Source organism: Enterococcus sp. 3G6_DIV0642, assembly GCF_002140635.1.
Taxonomy (GTDB): Bacteria; Bacillota; Bacilli; order Lactobacillales; family Enterococcaceae; genus Enterococcus_D; species Enterococcus_D casseliflavus.
In genome coordinates, this window is record NZ_NGLH01000001.1 from 1,216,696 (window position 1) to 1,237,222 (window position 20,527).

Below are 20,527 nucleotides of genomic sequence, written 5' to 3' on the forward strand. Positions count from 1 at the left end.
GCTATACCTAAATGAACTCCCAAGGGGTTCGTTTAGGTATTTTTTTATGTTTTGACACACGAAAAGCAAACGAAGGACCAAAATAGGAGGAACGACATGAATTACAAAGAGTTAGCAAAAACGATCATCACCAATGTTGGTGGGGAAGAAAATATCCAAAGCTTGACCCATTGTGCGACCCGCTTGCGCTTCAACTTGAAAGATGACAGCAAACCACAAGAAAGCACTTTAAAACACACACCAGGCATCATGGGTGTGGTCAACAAGGGCGGACAGTACCAAGTGATCATCGGCAGTGATGTTGGCAATGTCTACAACGAAATCACTGCCCAAACCAATTTGACTAGTGATCAAGAAACAGAAGAAGACGATCGGGGACGTGTAGCGAAAATTATCGATACGATCACTGGGATCTTCACCCCGATCTTGCCAGCCATCACGGCAGCTGGGATGTTAAAAGCGGTCCTTTCGTTGTTGGTGGTCTTCAATGTCTTGACGGCAGAAAGTCAAAGTTACCAAATCCTAAACTTTATGGCAGATGCTGCGTTCTACTTCTTACCGATTCTACTGGCTGCTTCTTCTGCGCAAAAGTTCAAAGCCAACATGTATCTGGCGATGATGGTGGGTGGAATTTTACTGCATCCCAACTTCATCGGTATGGTGACAGCAGTCAATGAGTCAGGTGGCGGCATCCATTTGTTCGGTTTGCCGATTTCACCAGTGACCTATTCATCATCGGTGATCCCCATCATCTTAAGTGTCTGGTTCATGTCTTACGTTGAACCGATTGCTGATAAGGTCTCACCAAAAGCAATCAAATTCTTTAGCAAACCGTTGCTGACGATCTTCGTCGTAGGGACGGTAGCATTAGTTGCTTTAGGTCCTCTAGGCTATATGATCAGTGAAGCGATTTCCGCAGGGATCCAAGCCTTAGAAACGGTCAGCCCATGGATCGTTCCGTTATTGATCGGTGCCTTCACCCCATTGTTCGTGGCAACGGGTACCCACTATGGATTGGTTCCTATCGGTATCAACAACCGAATGACCACAGGTTATGATACAGTGATCTATCCTGGCATGCTGGCTTCAAACGTCAGTCAGGGAGCTGCAGCTATCGGCGTTGGTTTCAAATCAAAAGATTCTACGATCAAACAATTGGCATTTTCTGCAGGTCTGACAGGTCTATTCGGCATCACTGAACCAGCGTTGTATGGGGTCAACTTACGGTTTAAAACACCTTTGTATGCAGCAATGATCGGTGGCGGATTTGGGGGTCTGTTTATGGGAATCATGCGTGTCCGCAATTTCTCAGGCGGTTCACCGGGCCTATTGACTTTGCCAAGCTATATCGGCGATGACACCTTACGTCATTTGACCAATGCCTGCATTGGTGCGGCAATCAGTATCGTGGTCACATTTATTGCGACATTATTCTTATACAAAGACCCTGTTACAGAAGAAGCACCTGAAGCAACACCAGCAGACAAAGAGCAAGAACCAACCCATCAAATCAGCGGCGCGGAGATCAAAGCACCTTTAAAAGGGGAACTAAAAAGCCTGCAAGCAGTCAATGACGGCATGTTTTCAGAAGAAATTCTTGGACAAGGGGTAGCGATCGAGCCAACCGTTGGAGAAGTGCTAGCACCAGTCAACGGGACTGTCACAGCAGTCTTTGATTCCAAACATGCCATTGGATTGACCAGTGAGGAAGGCATTGAGCTGCTGATTCACGTGGGGATCGATACAGTGCAATTGAATGGCGAAGGCTATGCCTATCAAGTAGAAAAAGGACAAAAAGTGACAGTTGGCGATCCTTTGATTACGTTTGATATCGAGTTTATCAAAGAAAAAGGTTATCCAGTGATCACGCCGATCGTTATCACCAACAGTGCAGAAGTTGGCGACATTTTGACGGCAAACAGTGGTCCGATTACGTTTGGCGATCAAATCATCAAAGTGATCGGCTAAAAAAGGAGAATAAGACATGGGATTTCCAGAAAACTTTTTATGGGGCGGCGCTACAGCCGCCAATCAATGTGAAGGCGGTTTTGATCAAGGGGGGCGTGGACTTGCCAATGTCGATGTGATTCCGACTGGCAAGGACCGACGAGCAGTCATTACCGGCAAGCGTGAGATGCTTGCCTTTGAAGAAGGGTATTTCTATCCAGCAAAAGAAGCGATTGATATGTACCATCATTTCAAAGAAGATATCGCCTTATTTGCGGAGATGGGCTTTAAAACCTATCGTTTATCGATTGCTTGGTCAAGAATTTTTCCGAAGGGCGACGAAGAAACCCCTAATGAAGAAGGCTTGCGCTTTTATGAAGAACTGTTTTTAGAATGTCGAAAATACCAAATCGAACCTTTGGTGACGATCACGCATTTTGACTGTCCGATCCATCTGATCAAAGAATATGGCGGTTGGCGCAACCGTAAGATGATTGCCTTTTACGAAAACCTTTGTCGGGCGATCTTCACTCGCTACAAAGGATTGGTGAAGTACTGGCTGACCTTTAACGAAATCAATATGATCTTGCATGCCCCGTTTCTCGGTGCAGGGCTGACCTTTGCTGAGGGCGAAAATGAAGAACAAATCAAATACCAAGCTGCTCATCATGAGTTAGTCGCTAGTGCGTTGGCAACAAAAATCGCCCACGAGATCGATCCAGAAAACAAAGTAGGCTGTATGCTGGCAGCGGCTAGTTATTATCCTTACAGCTGCAATCCGAAAGATGTCTGGGAAAGCAAAAAAAGCGATCGCGGCAACTATTTCTTTATCGATGTGCAATCGCGAGGAGAATATCCAAATTATGGTTTGAAGATGCTAGCGGAAAAAGGAATCACTTTGGAGCAAACCGCCGAAGATACGGCTTTATTAAAAGCCCATACCGTCGATTTTATTTCCTTTTCTTACTATGCCTCTCGGGTCGCTGCTTCAGAAGATTCCGGTGTTGAAAAAACGGAAGGCAACTTGTTCCCGACCATTAAAAACCCGTATTTAGAAGCGTCGGAATGGGGCTGGCAGATTGATCCGCTTGGTTTGCGGATCACGATGAATGATCTTTATGATCGTTACCAAAAACCGCTTTTCATCGTCGAAAATGGTCTAGGAGCGGTGGATACACCAAACGAAGATCGAAAAATCAATGATGTGTATCGCATCGACTATTTACGTGCGCATATCGCTGCGATGAAAGAAGCCATTGACCAAGACGGTGTTGAACTGTTGGGCTATACTTCATGGGGCTGTATCGATTTGGTTTCTGCAGGAACCGGAGAAATGAAGAAACGCTATGGCTATATCTATGTCGATCGCGACAATGAAGGCAATGGCACATTAGCCCGCAGCAAAAAGCAATCCTTTTATTGGTACAAAAAAGTGATTGCCTCAAATGGGGAAGATTTGGCTTAAGCCAGTTAACCAACGATTATTTTTAAGGAAAGAAACGCCAACGGAACAGAACTGCTCTTGGAAGCTGTCTGGTTCTGTTGGCGCTTTTCTTATTTAATGAAAGAAATTACTCTGATTCCTCCCGCTGGATCGGCAGCAGCAAGCGAACGGTGGTTCCTTCGTTGATGCGTGATTCTACAGTCAATCCGTATTTTTCCCCATAGAGCAGCTTGATACGCTGATCAATATTGTCTAAACCAATACCCGAATAGTGTTCAAAGTGGTTGGCGGTGCTGGTTGGGTGCTCTTCATTGAACCCGATGCCCGTATCGATGATCTCAATTTTCAGGCCTTCCTTACTGACGCGAGAAAAAATCTGGATCAATCCTGAATCCTCTTCGGGAAAGGCATGCAGGTAGGCATTTTCGATAATCGGTTGCAAAATCATTTTCGGTACGAGAATATCTTCACAGCCATCTTCTGAAAAAATCGTCGATTGGATGCGATTGCCGTAACGTACGTTCATTAACACGAGGTATTCTTCCACGATCGCTAGCTCATCTTTTAAGGGGACGATCTCTTTGCGGTTAAAGGTGTGCCGCAACAATTGGACAAAGCTTTCAATCGCTTGGGTTGCGGCTTCTTGTTCGTTTTGCCAGATCAAAAACTTAATGGCAGTCAATGTGTTGTAGACAAAATGCGGTTGGATCTGCATTTGCAACGAGCGGATCTCGAACTTGCGTTTTTCGGCTTCTGTAACCATTAAATGATCGACATAAGATTCTAAGTCCTCTAGCATCAAGTTATAGGCACGCCCCAATTCTCGCGTTTCGTACGTCCCGTTGATGGTGACCTTGTCGCTGAAATCGCCTTGTGTGACCGCCGGCAGCTTGGCAATCAGCTGATAAATCGGTTGGGTGATATTGCGGATGATCCAAAATGCCAGCAGACTAAAGAGTAAAATACTGACGACAGAAATCAAAAGAGCTGGCTTGATCAGATTCATATTGCGTACTAGATGCGATTCATCCAAAACATCGTAAAAAGTAAAATGATACGAATAAAGGGGCAGCTGATTGATGCTAGTATCTCTTTTGACCGTGACGAGACGATCTTCAAACGGCTTGCCTAAAAGGCTCGGATCAGAAGTAGAAAGAATTTGATTTTGTTCATTGACGATATAGATCGAGTGGAGACTGGTATCTAAGAGTTGACGATAGATCGAAGAAAAATCGGATTCTTTTAAGAAAATCAGGGCATAGCCGAAAATCGTTTCTTCTTTCATTAATTTGCGCACGTACATCAAGCCAGGGGAGTCGCTGGTGGAGGTGCTCAAGCCTTGGTCCAAGAAATAATACTGACTGATGGCGTCATTGTCATTGATCTGCTGGATAAAGGCACTGGCGAGAAAATCATCTACTGATTGATTGCGAACCGCATCGTTTTGAAAGAAAGTGCCCCCGTTGACCCCAATCAACACTAAATTCGAGGGGATGTCTTGAAACAAAGAGCGGGTGTCTTTTAATTGCTCGTTTAATTCTAAAATCGTACGGCCTTGATTCATGTCGCCTTCTAAGTATGTTTCAACGGCTTTGCTTTCATCGACGATATCAAAAATCCGATGGATATTCTCGTTCAGACGCTCATAATCTTCTTGGATTTTTTCCAGTAGCAGCTGATTGGAACTCTGGTACGAAGCAACATAGGCATCTTTCGAGCGACCATAGATTACGACGACGGTTAGCAGACAAACACTAATGACCCCGACGACAACAAAGAGGAAGATCCGACTGAATAATTCATTTTTCTGAATCCATTGGTTGATTTTCATAATTGATTCAACCGCCGATACTTCGATGGGGTGACTTGGCATTCTTTCTTAAAGATGCGAGAAAAATAGCTGATATCCGAATACCCGACCGCTTCACTGATTTCAGATAGATTCAGATCAGATTGTGTCAGTAGTTCTTTGGCTTTATCCAAGCGGGTTTTCTTTACATACTCAGAAAAGCTCATTTTCAGTTTCGCAGAAAGAAAAGCCGAAAGATAGGTGTAACTAAAATGAAAGGTTTCAGCTAGTTCAGACAAAGACAGACTTTTGGTGTAGTTGTCTTGAATAAAGCGCTGAATCGCAACGAGTAGATCATCTTCATCCAGCGGTGATAAGGTCGTCAACTGTTGACGAATATCATCAATGGTCGCCAACAACAAATCAGAAAAATCTTCCAAATACTGCACGTGACCGATGGCATGCAAAAATTCGGCTTTTAAGCGGCTAAAGCGTGGCGCAGTGGGAAATTCTTCTTCCAAGCGGGACAGTAACGTGTAAAAAATACTGCTGGCCTGCTGTTTTAAGAATGTCGGATCGACATTGGATAAGATCATGTCATTAAAATATTCCTCGATTCTGGTGATTCCTAACAAAAAGTTGTTGTCTAACAAAGCCCGTAAGAACTTCTTCGTATCAAAGCGATCACTTTCAATGTACAAAAAGAGTTCTTGTTCTGGCACCAGCCGTTGTCGTTTATAAAAAAACGATTGTCCTTGGCTTTTGGCTTTAAGCGTCACAAAATGGTCCCGCAACTGTTCAATCTTTTGAAAGGGCACACTGAGAGTAAAGAAGGCGTCTGGCTCGGTAAAACGCAATTGTTCCAACGTTTCTTTCAAAGAAGAATAAACATCCGTTCCTTCGGGATAACTAATCACTAAGCCGGCATCTTTGTTACTGGTTTGAAAAAAGAGCGTCTTTACTTGCGGTTGTGATTGAGTAAATTCCGTTAATGCGTGCAGCAGCTGATCATTGGCACGAAAGCCGCTAAAATTGGTGGTCAAAATTTGGGCTTGCTGTTGCGACTGATCTAATGCAAGGTAGTCCGCCAAAGGAGCCAACGGTTCTTCATACCCTGCTAAATAGCGATTCAACGATTCTTGCAGCTGCGTCTCCTCAGTCACGGAGCCTTTTGTATGTGACAGCTTTTGTGAGATGTTGTGCAGTGTCTTCAACAAGAGTATCGGTGTCAGTGTCGGTTTTAAAAGATAATCTACGGCACCATTTCTAAAAGACTGACTGACGTATTGGAAATCATCGTAGCTGCTCAAGACCAAAAAATGGACTTCTGGATATTGTTGTTGAATGATCGTTGTGAGTTGAAGACCGTCCATTTGTGGCATTTTCAAATCTGTGATCACGATGTCGGGATTCAGTTCATGGATCAGCGCCAATGCTTCTTGCCCGTTCGCTGCATCGCCTAAGAGACGGAACCCTTCTTGCTCCCAACGTATCATATGTTTCAATCCATCTCGGATCGTTGCCTCATCATCAACGACTAAGACCGTGCGTAAAATAGTCATGGTATCCCCCCTATATCTCTTCTTTATTATAAACGCTTTCAAAAAAGAAAGGTATTGTAACTTTTTTCTATTTTTGGACAAATTTAGTAAGCTCTTTCATAATCGTTGAATACGGTTACAAAGTCAGTGTATAGTTAGCCATGTAAATAAAAGGAAAGAGGGATAAAAATGAAAAAACTACTTGCATCGATGGTAACGGCGGCTGCAGTGCTGACTTTGGCGGCTTGCGGAAACAGCAACACAAGCTCTGGGGATTCTGGCGAGTCCTCAAACAAAGTCACGGTCTGGGCATGGGATGAGACCTTCAACATCAAGGCAGTCAATGAAGCCAAAAAAGTATATGAAAATCAAGATGTCGATGTGGAAGTCGTGACGATGTCGCAAGATGATATCGTCCAAAAATTAAATACGAGTCTGGCATCTGGAAATACGGACGGACTACCAAATATCGTTTTGATCGAAGACTACCGCATCCAAGGATACCTTTCTTCTTATCCAGATGCGTTTAGTGATCTAACGGATATCGTGAATGAGGAGGATTTCTCCAGCTATAAATTTGCGGTCAATAAAGTCGACGATGTCATTTATGGGGTGCCATTTGACAGTGGCGTTGCAGGACTATTTTACCGCACAGACTATTTAACCGATGCAGGCTATGAGCAGGCTGATCTCCAAGATATTACTTGGGATGATTTTATCAGCATCGCCAAAGACGTCAAAGAAAAAACGGGTCACGCTATGATGTCGTTAGACCCAAGCGATCTTGGCTTGGCACGAATCATTATGCAATCGGCAGGCGAATGGTATACCGGTGAAGATGGCTCCACCGTAACCATCAAAGACAATGAATCCTTCAAAGCTGGTCTAACTGTCTTAGCAACATTGTTGAATGAAGGCTTAGTTGAACAAGTTTCTGATTGGGATGGCGGGGTCAATGCCGTTCAATCAGGCAATGTCGCTTCTGCGCCAACTGGTGCGTGGTATTCCAGCACGATTCAAGGCGCGGAAGACCAAAGCGGCAAATGGGCGATCGCTCCAATCCCATCTATCGCTGGCAACAGCAATTCAGTCAATGCTTCCAGCATCGGCGGAGCAGGCTGGTACGTGATCAAAGGGGTTGACGGCGAAGAAAATGCCAAAGACTTTTTAGCCAATACCTTTGCTTCAAATAAAGAATTGATGGGTACATTAGCTACCGAGATCGGTTTGGTTTCAACCATGAATGCTGCAGAAGAAACGGAAGAATATACGTCAGGGCTTGATTTCTATGGCGGTCAAAAAGTCTTCCAAGATTTCTCTCAATGGTCACAAGAAATTCCAGCTGTGAACTACGGAAATCACACCTATGCCATTGAATCTGTCTTGACTGAAAGCTTGCAACGAGTGATCAACGGCGAAGACATCGATAAAGTATTAGAAGAAGCACAATCACAAGTGGAAGCACAAATTGCAAACTAATCGAACAACTTTGCAGAAACTCGTGAGCGATCGCGAGTTTCTGTGTTAAGGGGGAATTACAATGAAAAACAAAACAAAAAATTGGTTTGCAAACGGCAATGCCTTTATTACCTTACCCGTCATTTTGATCACGATGCTGGTCTTTATCCCGATGGTCTCGGCATTGTTCACGTCATTCCAATCAGGACCACCGACAGCGATGACCTTTAACGGTCTTGGCAACTATCAGCGGATGTTGAGCGACTCAACCTTTAAAAAAGCCTTTGGCAATACGTTTTTATACTTATTAGTCCAAGTTCCGATCATGCTCTTTTTGGCGCTGATCGTATCGAACATATTGAATGACAAAAAATTGAAATTTAAAGGGCTGTTCCGCACCGCTTTGTTTTTACCCTGTATCACATCTTTGGTTTCTTATTCCTTGATCATGAAAAGTCTCTTTTCGGCAAATGGGTTAGTCAATAACTTTTTGACACAGCTACACTTGATCGATGCACCGATCCAATGGTTGACAGATCCTTTTTGGGCAAAAGTACTGATCATTTTTGCCATCACGTGGCGTTGGACTGGCTACAATATGATCTTTTTCATCTCAGGCATGCAGAATATCGATCCAAGTATTTATGAAGCGGCAGAGATCGATGGCGCTTCAAAATGGGATCAGTTCTTCAAAATCACGATTCCCAACTTGCGTCCAATCATCCTATTTACCACGATCACCTCAACGATCGGTACGCTGCAATTATTCGATGAAGTTCAAAATATCACTGGCGGTGGACCAGCCAATGCTACGACGACCTTGTCGCAATATATCTACAATTTGAGTTACAAATTCACGCCAAACTTTGGGTACGCCGCTGCGGTCTCCTTTGTTATCGTGATTGCGATCGTGATCTTATCGATCATCCAAACGAAAATAGGAGGAAAAGAAAATTGAAAACAATCTCACTCACTTTAAAATACGTCTTTCTGGCGATTTTGGCTTTCATCTCTATTTTTCCATTTGTCTGGATGATCCTAGGGATGACCAATCAAACCTTTGATATCGTTGCTGGAAAAATCATGATTGGGGATCAATTGGTGATCAACTTCCAAAATCTCTTTTCTTCTGATTTGAATTTTACTCGAGCATTAGGCAATTCCGCAGTGATTGCCGTGATTACGACCGTCTTTGCGCTGTTGTTCTCCTCCATGGCAGGGTATGGCTTTGAGATCTATCGGACGAAAACCAAAGACTGCATCTTTAATATTCTCCTGCTGTCGATGATGGTGCCTTTTGCCGCGCTAATGATCCCGCTCTATCGGATGTTCAGCAAGCTTAGCGGCACACCAATCGGGATCAATACCTTCGCTGTCGTGATTTTGCCCTCGATCTGTACCGCCTTTTTGATTTTCTTTTTCCGCCAAAACATCAAGGCATTCCCTAGAGAATTAGTCGAAGCTGCTCGGATCGATGGCTTGAATGAACTGAGTATTTTCTTTAGAGTCTACATGCCGACGGCTAAAAATACTTATGCAGCTGCCGCGATCATTACGTTTATGGGCAGCTGGAACAATTATTTGTGGCCATTAGTTGCCTTGCAATCACCAGACAAACGGACCGTTCCACTGGTTCTTTCGGCTATGGGTGCTTCTTATACACCTGATTATGGCATGATGATGTGCGGCATCGTGATCGCCACACTGCCAACGGCCATCATTTTCTTCGTTTTACAAAAACAATTCGTCCAAGGGATGCTGGGCTCCGTGAAATAAGCGGGACATCAGCAAGCAAATACAAAGTAGAGGGTACGATATGATTCTTTTTGACAAACAACTAAACGTCTTTCATTTAAGCAACGATCAAATCAGCTATCTCTTACAGATAGAGGAAGGGGGCAATGTGGCGCACCTTTATTTTGGGAAGAAAATCGCCCATTATTCTGGTGGCTATCGCTACCCACGCCTTGATCGGTCCTTTTCACCTAATCCCCCAGACAGTAGCGATCGGCTTTTCTCATTAGACACCTTGATGCTAGAGTTTCCTGGTAATGGCTTCGGGGACTTTCGAGAAGCTGCCTATACGATTCGCCAGTCTGACGGCAGCCGAGTCAGCCATTTTGTCTTTAGTGATTACCAGATTCAACAAGGCAAACCAGCCTTAGCAGGATTGCCTCAGACCCATGGGGCCGACGACGGCATCGAAACACTGATTCTGTCCTTAAAAGATGATGTGGCGGGACTCGAACTGCAGCTGTTTTACACGATTTTTGAGGATGCGGCAGTGATCGTCCGCTCAAGCAAAGTGATCAACCACGGTAACCAGCCTGTTACGATCGAGCAGCTGGCGAGTCAAGCGCTGGATTTTCCTAACCGGCCCTTTGATTTGATCCACTTGCCGGGGGCGTGGGCGAAGGAACGCCAAATTACCCGAGAACCCATCCATCGCGGCATCAAGCGTTTAGACAGCAAGCGGGGTTCCAGCAGCCATCAGCAAAATCCCTTTGCCGTCTTGCTGGAACCTAATGCTACGGAGTTTGCTGGGGAGTGTTTTGGTTTTAGCTTGCTATATAGCGGCAATCATGAAACCATCATCGAAAAAGATCCTTACCAACAAACCCGTGTGATCATGGGGATCAACAGCCATCAATTTGCCTGGCAATTGGCGCCAACTGAAAGCTTTCAAGCCCCAGAAGCCGTGATCGCTTATAGTGAGGCTGGCTTGAATCAGCTGTCAGCCACCTATCATGATTTTTATGACGAGCATTTGATTCGGGGTAAATACAAAAAGCAAGAACGGCCGATCTTGATCAATAACTGGGAAGCAACGTACTTTGATTTCAATGAAGAAAAACTGGATGCCCTTGTTGATGAAGCCAAGGAGCTGGGAATCGAACTGTTTGTTTTGGATGACGGCTGGTTTGGTCAGCGAGAAGATGACCAAACCTCATTAGGCGATTGGTTTGAAAACGAAGGCAAGCTAGCTTCTGGCTTGGCAGGATTTGCCCAAAAAGTCCATGACAAAGGGCTGCAATTCGGGCTTTGGCTGGAACCAGAAATGATTTCTGGTGACAGTGAACTAAACCGACAGCACCCCGATTGGCTGTTACAAGTACCCAATCGCAAGCCAGCGCTTAGCCGCAGTCAGTATGTGTTGGACTTTTCTCGACAAGATGTCAGAGACCATCTCTATCACCAGTTAACCCAACTGTTTGATACGGTTGCCATCGACTATATCAAATGGGACATGAACCGCAGTCTGTCGGATGTCTATTCCTTGCTCCTCGATCCTGCCCAGCAAGGGGAGGTCGCGCACCGCTATCTGCTGGGCTTGTATGAGTTCCTAGAGAAACTGACCACTGCCTATCCGACGATCCTGTTTGAAGGCTGTTCTGGTGGCGGTGGGCGCTTTGATGCTGGCTTCTTGTATTATATGCCGCAGATTTGGACCAGCGACAACACCGATGCCATCGCCCGCCTGAAGATCCAATACGGAACCAGTCTGGTCTATCCGCCATCCACCATGGGTGCCCATGTCTCAGCGATCCCGAACCATCAGACCCAACGGGCAACGGACCTAGCGATTCGCGGCAATGCTGCGATGTCTGGCTTGCTGGGCTATGAGCTTGACTTGACACAGCTGACACAAAAGGAAAAAGCGCAGATCAAAGAACAAATCGCTTTTTATAAAAAACATCGGCGCCTGCTGCAGTTGGGTCGCTTTGTTCGACTGCTCAGCCCTTATGAAGGCAATGACACCGCCTGGCTGTATGTTTCCCCAGATAAAAAAGAAGCGATCGTCTTTTACTTCCGAGTCTTAGCCGAAGCCTCTGCACCATTGGTTACTTTAAAGCTGGCTGGCTTAGATCCTGACCTGACCTATCAAAGTGGGGAAGAGACCTTCGGTGGTGATGAATTGATGCAGCTCGGGTTCTATATCGATCCTCATTTAGCAGGGGATTACGCCACGCAGCGGTTCCATTTTGTTGCAAAAGCGCCTCACGAATGAAAATCAGCGTCCCGTCAAAGCAGCATGTTTTGACGGGACGCTTTATTGTGCTGCCGCAAGCTTTTGGCTAATGATCGGCAACTGAGAGGTTATTTTTGAACAAATGATTTATTTTTTTCTCGAGAAGTCGTATGATGAAGGAGGAGGCAGGCAGATTGCTTCTGACAATCAATAAGAGGAGGGTGTTCAACATGGACGAACAGCCACTAGGCAAGGAAACAGAAGCAGGGTTGATTGCTGCAGGATATCGGAAGTATCGTGGCGAAGCGATCGATATTTATTACAACAAAGAAATTTGCCCTCACAGCGGCAACTGTGTGAGGGGCAATCCCGCTATTTTTGAAGTTGGACGGCGCCCATGGGTGATTCCTGATAACGGGGAAGCAGCGCAAGCGGCACAAGTGATCCACACTTGCCCCAGCGGTGCATTAAAGTACATATTAAAGGAGGAAGAACCATGGAAATCTTAGAAGAAAACACTCGATTTGTGTTAAAAGACGGCGACAAAGAAATCGGTGAAATGACGTGGTCGGAAGCGGGCGAAACACGCTTGATCATTGACCATACCTTTGTCGATCCCGCTTATCGGGGCCAAGGTCTGGCCGAAAAATTAGTGGAAAAAGGGGTGGAAAAAGCCCGCAAAGAACAAAAGAAAATCATTCCTTTGTGTCCCTTTGCCAAAAAAGAATTTGAACGCAAACCGGAATATGCCGATGTTTGGAACCAATAAATAAAAAAAGACCCCCATCAGCTCAAGCAGGTACCTTTGAGCTGATGGGGGTTGTTGTTGACTGATCAATGTTGGAATTGAGCATGGTACAGGCGATAGTAATAGCCTTGTTCTGCCAGTAATTCTTCATGGGTTCCTTGCTCCACGATTTGACCGGCATCCATTACAAGGATCTTGTCTGCTGCTCGAATCGTTGATAACCGATGGGCGATCACAAAGCTGGTTTTGCCTTCCATCATTTTCAAAAAGGCATCTTGAATTTTTTTCTCAGTCAGAGTATCAACCGAACTGGTTGCTTCATCCAAAATCAGCATTGGTGGGTTACTGATCATCGTGCGGGCAATCGTCAATAGCTGTCGTTGTCCGTCAGAGATCTTGATGCCTTGATGACCGATCGGCGTATCTAGTGTTTCTGGTAAGCGCATCACATATTCATACATATAGGCATGCTTTAGGGCATCATAGATTTCTTCATCTGTGGCAGTATCATTTCCGTATTGCAAGTTTTCTCGTAAAGAGGCATCAAAGAGCCATGTATCTTGCAAGACCATTCCGAAGCTTTGCCGTAATTCTTCTCGTTTCAACTGACGAATATCGGTGCCATCGATCTTGATCGCGCCTTTATCGACATCATAGAAACGCATCAACAAATTGACCAACGTCGATTTACCGGCACCGGTTTTTCCGACGATTGCGACGGTTTCTCCAGGTTTTGCAGTAAAAGTGAAATCTTCGATCAATTTTTGACCAGGATCATAAGCAAAAGACACCTCCTCAAAGGCAATCTCGCCTTTGATCTCTCCCAGTGATTGAGATTCTTGATCATCGGCTGTTTCTGGCTCTTGATCCAACAGCTCAAAGGTTCTTGAAAGTCCAGCCAATGCCGTTTGGATCTGGGTCGTAATTCCTGACAATTCAATGAATGGTTTCGAAAACTGACTGGAGTAGATCGTAAAGCTGGAAATCATCCCAACCGTGACAGCACCTGTACCAGAAAAGTAAAGCAGACCGCCGACAAAGCCGACTGACAGATACGCCAAATGATCGACGAATCGTGAAAGGGGATTGGTCAAAGAAGAAGAAAACTGTGCCTTTTGCCCCCGGACATTCAATTCTTGGTTGATCGTTTCAAAACGGTTTTGGTTGATGGTTTCTCGATCAAAGGCTTTGACGATTTTCTGATTGCCGATCATTTCCGTAACAAAGCCAGAAATTTCGCCGACGATTTCTTGTTGGCGAGCAAAATGCGATTGAGACGTTCGTGCCACGATCCAGTTGACCAAAAAGATGATCGGGGTCGAAACCAATACGACCAACGTTAAGGGCACACTCATTTGCAGCATGACGACTAAGGCGATCAAGACGACCGAAATACCAGAGAACAATTGGTTAAAGACTGCAGCGACGGCAATGGAAATATTGTCCATATCGTTGGTAAAACGACTGACGATGTTGCCGTGGGAGTTTTGGTCATAATAGCGCAACGGCAATATATTGAGATGGGCAAAGCCTTTTTTACGCAAATCGGCGACAGATAAATACGCCACGCGGTTGCCTAGTCGCTGGATCAACCATTGACTGACCACAGTCACTAAAACCACTCCGGCAAACAAAAGCAAAATGCGATAGAGGGCGCTGAACTGCACTTGATCGGCACCTATCAGCTGATCGACGGCTTGACCGATCTGATACGTCATATAAACCGATGAAACACCAGCAGCGATCCCGAGGACAACTGCTGCCCAAGTTTCCTTCGCGTAGGCAGTCAAATAAGGGAGGTAGCGACGAAAGGCCGACCAATCGAATGATTTCTTTTTCATGCTTCTTCCTCCTCTGCCTGTGATGCCACGATTTCTTGGTATTCTTTTGACGTTGCCAGTAGGTCTTCATGGGTCCCTTTGCCTACCAAATTCCCTTGGTCTAAGACCAAAATCTGCTGCGCATCTTGGATGGAGCGAACCCGTTGGGAGATGATGATGACCGTACCACGAATGCTTTCTTTTAAAGCCATCCGCAAATCAAGATCGGTTTGATAGTCAAGGGCACTTAAAGAATCATCCAAAATCAAGATATCTGGTTTAGCGATCAATGCTCTGGCAATCGTTAACCGTTGTTTTTGTCCTCCAGAAAAGTTCTTGCCCCCTTCAAAAATCGGGGTATCCAATTGCTGCGGCAAGGCTTCAACGAAGTCGCGGCTTTGAGCGATTTCGAGTGCTCGCCAACACTCTTCATTGGTGGCATCTTTTTTGCCCCATTGCAAGTTTTCTCGAATCGTTCCCGTAAACAGCACGGCGGTTTGAGGCACCATGGCGATTTTTTGGCGTAATTGCTGTAAAGGCCATTTCCGCACATCGTGCCCGTCAACGATCACTTTGCCATCTGCCACATCGTAGAAGCGGGGGATCAATTGGGTCAAGGCAGATTTCCCGCTCCCGGTTGGTCCAGTGATACCTAAAATAGTCCCCGGCGCGACTTGGAAATCAATGTTTTTCAAGGCTAATCCGTATTCTTTTGAAAAGCGGAAATCAACGTGCTCAAAGCGAATCGCTCCCACGTTGTTTTTCGGCTGATCCATAAAGACTTCTGAAAGTTCGTCGCCGATCGATGGCTCAGTGGCTAACACTTCGTTGATCCGTGAACCAGATGCTGCGGCACGGGTAAAGATGATCACTAAGTTGGAAACCACGATCAACGCTAAGAGCATTTGATTCATGTAATTGACCAGTGCCAACACTTGTCCTTGCTGCAAATTGCCAATATTGACCTTGAATCCACCGATATAAAACAACGCGATAATGCCGACATTCATGATCAAGGTGGTGGCAGGCGTCAATAAGGCGGAGAGATTTGTGACCCGTAAATAGACATCACTTAAATCATCAGTTGCTTTATCAAAACGTTTCGTTTCCGTTTTTGTGCGGGCAAAGGCACGAATCACCCGAATCCCGCTTAAATTTTGACTCACTAGTTCGTTCAATTCGTCGAGATGAATTTGAACTTTCTTATATAATGGCACGGTTTTGGCGATGATCCAGAATAAGACGATACAAAAGAGCGGTAAGACGAGTAGGAAAATCAAGCCAGCTTGCCAATCAATGACAAAGGCCATAATCACCGAACCGATACTTAAGAAGGGCGCACGGACCACCAGCCGAATCAGCATCGCCAGAGCAATCTGCATCTGATTGATGTCGTTGGTCATTCGGGTGATCAAGGTATCTGTACCGAATAAGTTCAGTTCGCTATGGGAAAGGGTGTTGATTTTTTTCATCAAGCGATTGCGTAATTCTGTTCCGAAGCCTTGAGAAGCGACGGAAGCATAATATTGACAGATGACGGCACAGATCATGCCTACCACGGACATCACGATCATCCAGATCGTCATTTCAACGACCTTTGACCAATTGTTTTGCCGTAGCCCCTCATCGACTAAAGCGGCCATCTGCAAAGGCAGGACCAATTCAAACACCGCTTCTAAAAATTTGAAAAACGGACCAAGAATAATCTGTTTGCGATAATCCTTGGCATAGCGTAACAAGCTAATCATAAAAAACCTCCTAAATTATTTCGGATGAGCAGGATGTTCACTGGCCAAACAGGCAAAAACCAAACTATCGGTCCATTCCCCCTTGTTCCACCAGTCTTGGATAAAATGTGCTTCTTGGCGTAATCCAATGCGTTGGCAAAGCTTAGCTGAGGCCTGATTGCGGGCGTCTAGCGTCGCTTGGACCCGATGGATCTTCTGACTGGCAAACAACCAGTCCAATAATTCCTTCAATGCTTCTTGAGCAAACCCTTGTCCGCCAAATGACGGATGGAAGGCATAGCCGATTTCAACGGAAGACGGCTGACCAGTAAACCACACCGACAAATCGCCGATGACCGTTTGATCGTGTAGTACCGCCAAAGAAAGGCCTGCTTGGTCCGTCAAGGCGTGCTGTTGGCATTTTTTGGCAAAAGCTGCCACTGCCGTTTCTGTCTGCCAAGGCTCATGAAGTAAGAAACGGCAGACTTCCGCTTGACGATAAATAGCAAAGGTATCGGCAAAATCACTTTCTTGAAACGGACGGAGCAGTAAACGTTCGCTTTCAATAAAATCCATAACAGCCTCCAATTCTTTAGGGACATCTTACCATAGAATGAAATAGCCGAAAACATCCCCTGAAAAATCTATTCATTTTCTTGCAAAAAAAATGTAAATCACTTGAAAAGTCTTTTTCTAGGCAAACGAACCCTGCCAGTTGCTGCTCATTTACCACGACTGCCAGCGGGCAAGAAAGGTTTTTTGCCAATCTCCCAAGGGCAAGATCACTCGCTGCATTTGAAAACGGTAGGTTTCCCCTTTATAAGTAAAGCGAATCGGGACGAGCATCCCTACAACAGGATCTTTGTGCTGTTTTTTCAGCTCAGCAAGCGGCACGTTTTTGTGCTGCAGGACTTTTGTCGAGAAAAGATTCAATGCCAAAATCGTCAATTGCTGATCATCTAAGACGAGCAGGGTACGGCTGGTGATGGCATTGAAGGACTGCCATTTTGCATAGCCGATCACAGCTCCTTCCGTTAAATAGGGGGCTGCCAACGCTTGGAAGGTTTTTTTATTTAAAAGAAACATGGGTAGAAAACTCCTTATAAGTAAGAATCGTTTTAGGCAGAGTGTCAACCATCATCGAACAGCGTGAAGACGCTTAGTCAGTTGTAAATGGCTGCAGCATCCGCCGAACTTTTTCAGTATACGCCTGTTTGAGGGCTAACGGTTCGATTTCTTTGATGGTTGGCCCAAATTGCAAGAGAAAGTCAGCTAGAAAATCAAGCTCATTGTCGGCAATGTGTCCTTCTAAGCAAAGCTCACTAGGACGTTCCACCACTGCCATATCAGGATATTTTTCTTGCCACAAGCGTTCCTTTGCCGATAGATCAAAGCGGATGTGATAGCCCAGTGTTTGTGTCAACACTTGTTGCTGCAGCTGTTTTTCAGCTAACTGCTGCAAGGTATAGCCTGTTTTTTCAGTCGGAGCAAGTCCCTGCATTGCATCACAGCGATAGCGGCGAAAGGCCTGCTTTTGACAATCAAAGGCCAAACAATACCAGTAACCAGCACGAAAATCCAGCTGATAGGGTTGTACGGTCTTGTTCGTTTTTTGATAACGCTGATAGGTAAATTGGATGACCTGTTCTTGTACGATTGCTGAAAAAAGCGCTGAGAGGATCGGTGCACTCGTCAATTGAGGCACCCCTTGAAACGAAACCGCCGTCTCCATTTTTTCTAACCAGTCGGTATCTCCTTGATAAAAAGACTGCAAAAGTTTTCGCCGCAGCCCTTGATAGCTCCGATCAAAAGGAGAATCGGACAGTTTTTGTAAGAGCTGTAAAGCAAAGAAAAGGGTATAACGTTCATTTTTGTCAAAGTACAAGGGGGTCAGTTGATTTTTTAAGATCTGATAGCCGCCATAACGACCGGCTTCTACCACGAGAGGCAAGCCCAGCTCTTCCAACGATTGGACATCGCGGACGGCTGTGCGTTTTGAAATCGCAAAGGTTTCCATCAAATCAGCTAGATGAAAAGTGGTTTTTCCTTGTAAATACAATAGCTCCTGAGTTAAACGTTCTGTTTTTTTCATTTCTTTCTCCAATGGTGCCAAGTTTTGGCAATATTCACAGTTACACTTATGGTAACAAGAAAAGGAGGAACCAACAAATGATCGAACCAAAAATCGCTTTATTTTTGACCTTAGACGGCAAAGCCCAAGAAGCCATCCACTTTTATCAGGAAACATTAGACGCGACCCTCTTATTCGCCATCACCAACCAAGAATATCAAAAAAAACTTGATCCAACGCTGGAGATTCTTGCAGGTCAAGAACAGTATCTTTCTCATTCCATCCTACAAATCGGAGATTTCCAGTTGCAGCTGGCTGACAATCCATTGATCGAAGGGGAGCCCATTCAAGCAGGGAATCACTTATCCTTGAGTTTGACGATAGACGACACCAAAACAGCTCAAAAGCTTTATCAACGACTAGTGGAAAAGGGCAGTCAGGTGATCCAGGCACCTAGTGAAAATCCGTTTGCGTTTTTTTATGCAAGTGTTCGCGATCCATTTGGTGTAATTATTCAGCTTACTGTCGAAAAAGAAGTTGATCCATCAAAAAAGGGTGAATGAAAAAAATCGTTTTTTAATAAAATATCCATAGAAGTTGACTAATTATCCAGCTTTCTTTCATCATCAGAATTATTTTTAAGGAATGTTTAAAGGACTTCACAGAAAAAGAATAAAACTTCTTAAAAAAATAGGCGGATCGCAAAAATTCTGGTACAATCGGGGAGAGCAATTCAGGAGAAATGAAGGAGGCACTATGGATAGAAAGACGAGATATAAACAGCAAAGAGCCCACAAAGCGCGCAACAAACGCGTGATTATTGGAGGAATCTTTCTTTTCGCCATTGCAGGCATCGTTTTATTTGCCGGCTATACGTATTATGCAGCAAAAAATTCAGTGGATAAAATGTTTAAAGAATCCGCTGTGATAACCTCTAACAAAGAAAAAGAGGATGGATCACTCAAAACATCCGATGTAAGTTCCAAATTCGGAGTTTTATTGATGGGTGTCGATAATGATGAGGAACGTGAACAAACAGATCATTTAGACAGTGCACGTACAGACAGCTTGATTTACATGGTTTATGATGGCGAAAACAAAAAAATCGATATGGTGAGCATCCCGCGGGATATTTGGACGAATATCTATGATGGAACTGGAACGGGTACAATTTATACGACAGCAAAAATCAATAGTGCCTATACAGTCGGTGAAGAGGATGCAACAATCGAAACCGTTCAAAATTATTTGCAGCTCCCAATCGATTACTACGTAAACGTGAATTTTATTAGTTTTAAAAAAATTATTGATGCAATTGGTGGTGTAACTGTAAATGTCCCTTACGACATAAATCAAGATTATGCCGCAGATAACTCTGGGGAAACATTGATTCCGGAAGGTCGTCAGTTGTTGAACGGTGAGCAAGCTTTGATTTTTGCGCGTATTCGAAAAATGGATACCGATGTTGATCGGGGAAATCGTCAGCAAGAAGTCATTGAAGCAGCAATTCATCAGGCTTTAAAAATTAATAACGTGACGAAATATCAAGAAATTTTAGATTCTGTAAGTAATGACGTAAATACAAACTTTAAATTTGAAGATTTAGTTTCCCTTGCTGGAAATATGATTTCAGGATTTGAAATCAATAGTCATACCTTTGAATGGTATGATGGGGAGTCTTACGATGGTCAGTCCATTGTGTACATCCAAGACTACTCTTACAATGAAATCCGAAACGACATGCTTAAGGCATTAGGCAAGCAGACAGAAGAACAGAGTACCCAAAATCAAAATACAGATGCTCAGACAGGGTACGACGATGGGTCTCAAGGCACAGGCTATGGCAGCGAGTACGGTACTGACAACGGAACGGGCTATGGCACGGAGTATGGATCAGATTCAAATTATTAATGAAGTATTATTGTCAGAAGCAAGCCAGGAGAAATCCTGGTTTTTTTGCGTTCAAGAGGGGAGTAAATGGTAAATCTTTATCACAAGCCACTTTCGTTTTC

At 44.6% G+C, this 20,527-nt stretch carries 16 protein-coding genes and 1 pseudogene; 10 read left to right on the forward strand and 7 right to left on the reverse strand.

Annotated elements, in window-relative coordinates; all coding sequences use genetic code 11:
* Positions 1 to 96 precede the first annotated feature (96 nt).
* Together A5878_RS05870 and A5878_RS05875 are read left to right on the forward strand one after the other, a co-directional pair.
* On the forward strand, positions 97 to 1,968 hold the full coding sequence (locus A5878_RS05870; protein ID WP_086294909.1) for a beta-glucoside-specific PTS transporter subunit IIABC: 1,872 nt from the start codon (positions 97 to 99) through the stop codon (positions 1,966 to 1,968).
* Between the two features lie 16 nt (positions 1,969 to 1,984).
* Positions 1,985 to 3,412: a 6-phospho-beta-glucosidase gene (locus A5878_RS05875; protein WP_086294910.1), complete on the forward strand. Its 1,428-nt coding sequence runs from the start codon at positions 1,985 to 1,987 to the stop codon at positions 3,410 to 3,412.
* 106 nt (positions 3,413 to 3,518) lie between these two features.
* Here the strand turns inward: A5878_RS05875 and A5878_RS05880 are convergent, their stop codons facing one another.
* Positions 3,519 to 5,222 carry a sensor histidine kinase gene (locus tag A5878_RS05880; protein WP_086294911.1) on the reverse strand — a complete coding sequence of 568 codons (1,704 nt, stop codon included), beginning with the start codon at positions 5,220 to 5,222 and terminating at the stop codon, positions 3,519 to 3,521.
* Positions 5,219 to 6,742 carry a response regulator gene (locus tag A5878_RS05885; RefSeq protein ID WP_086294912.1) on the reverse strand — a complete coding sequence of 508 codons (1,524 nt, stop codon included), beginning with the start codon at positions 6,740 to 6,742 and terminating at the stop codon, positions 5,219 to 5,221. Before A5878_RS05885 ends, A5878_RS05880 begins: the two co-directional genes overlap by 4 nt.
* A gap of 168 nt (positions 6,743 to 6,910) precedes the next feature.
* On the opposite strand from A5878_RS05885, the gene A5878_RS05890 reads away from it, so the two are divergent.
* From A5878_RS05890 to A5878_RS05915, 6 genes and pseudogenes are all read left to right on the forward strand, one after another.
* Positions 6,911 to 8,200, forward strand: a complete 1,290-nt coding sequence (locus A5878_RS05890) for an ABC transporter substrate-binding protein (RefSeq protein WP_016608159.1) — start codon at positions 6,911 to 6,913, stop codon at positions 8,198 to 8,200.
* A 61-nt stretch (positions 8,201 to 8,261) separates the two neighbouring features.
* Entirely contained in the window at positions 8,262 to 9,137 is an 876-nt protein-coding gene (locus tag A5878_RS05895) for a carbohydrate ABC transporter permease (protein ID WP_005225588.1), read from the forward strand.
* A gap of 2 nt (positions 9,138 to 9,139) precedes the next feature.
* Positions 9,140 to 9,955 (forward strand): annotated as a pseudogene (locus A5878_RS05900) (carbohydrate ABC transporter permease); the annotation flags it as partial.
* A gap of 40 nt (positions 9,956 to 9,995) precedes the next feature.
* Positions 9,996 to 12,188, forward strand: a complete 2,193-nt coding sequence (locus A5878_RS05905; RefSeq protein ID WP_086294914.1) for an alpha-galactosidase — start codon at positions 9,996 to 9,998, stop codon at positions 12,186 to 12,188.
* Between the two features lie 191 nt (positions 12,189 to 12,379).
* Positions 12,380 to 12,658: a (4Fe-4S)-binding protein gene (locus A5878_RS05910; protein ID WP_142967784.1), complete on the forward strand. Its 279-nt coding sequence runs from the start codon at positions 12,380 to 12,382 to the stop codon at positions 12,656 to 12,658.
* The gene (locus A5878_RS05915) at positions 12,646 to 12,918 is read left to right on the forward strand and encodes a GNAT family N-acetyltransferase (RefSeq protein WP_086294916.1); all 273 of its coding nucleotides are present in this window, start codon (positions 12,646 to 12,648) and stop codon (positions 12,916 to 12,918) included. Before A5878_RS05910 ends, A5878_RS05915 begins: the two co-directional genes overlap by 13 nt.
* A gap of 65 nt (positions 12,919 to 12,983) precedes the next feature.
* Here the strand turns inward: A5878_RS05915 and A5878_RS05920 are convergent, their stop codons facing one another.
* From A5878_RS05920 to A5878_RS05940, 5 genes are all read right to left on the reverse strand, one after another.
* Positions 12,984 to 14,738: an ABC transporter ATP-binding protein gene (locus tag A5878_RS05920; protein ID WP_086294917.1), complete on the reverse strand. Its 1,755-nt coding sequence runs from the start codon at positions 14,736 to 14,738 to the stop codon at positions 12,984 to 12,986.
* Complete coding sequence (locus A5878_RS05925; protein WP_086294918.1) at positions 14,735 to 16,465, reverse strand: ABC transporter ATP-binding protein; 1,731 nt, start codon at positions 16,463 to 16,465, stop codon at positions 14,735 to 14,737. Before A5878_RS05925 ends, A5878_RS05920 begins: the two co-directional genes overlap by 4 nt.
* Before the next feature lie 15 nt (positions 16,466 to 16,480).
* A complete protein-coding gene (locus tag A5878_RS05930; protein WP_086294919.1) occupies positions 16,481 to 17,020 on the reverse strand; it encodes a GNAT family N-acetyltransferase in 540 nt (179 codons plus the stop codon).
* 150 nt (positions 17,021 to 17,170) lie between these two features.
* Positions 17,171 to 17,530 carry a hypothetical protein gene (locus tag A5878_RS05935; protein WP_086294920.1) on the reverse strand — a complete coding sequence of 120 codons (360 nt, stop codon included), beginning with the start codon at positions 17,528 to 17,530 and terminating at the stop codon, positions 17,171 to 17,173.
* A 73-nt stretch (positions 17,531 to 17,603) separates the two neighbouring features.
* Entirely contained in the window at positions 17,604 to 18,536 is a 933-nt protein-coding gene (locus tag A5878_RS05940; RefSeq protein WP_086294921.1) for a YafY family protein, read from the reverse strand.
* A 77-nt stretch (positions 18,537 to 18,613) separates the two neighbouring features.
* Here A5878_RS05940 and A5878_RS05945 point away from each other — a divergent pair, with 77 nt between their 5' ends.
* Both A5878_RS05945 and A5878_RS05950 read left to right on the forward strand, forming a co-directional pair.
* A complete protein-coding gene (locus A5878_RS05945) occupies positions 18,614 to 19,078 on the forward strand; it encodes a VOC family protein (protein ID WP_042890471.1) in 465 nt (154 codons plus the stop codon).
* A 193-nt stretch (positions 19,079 to 19,271) separates the two neighbouring features.
* Entirely contained in the window at positions 19,272 to 20,426 is a 1,155-nt protein-coding gene (locus tag A5878_RS05950) for an LCP family protein (RefSeq protein WP_034868433.1), read from the forward strand.
* Positions 20,427 to 20,527 lie beyond the last annotated feature (101 nt).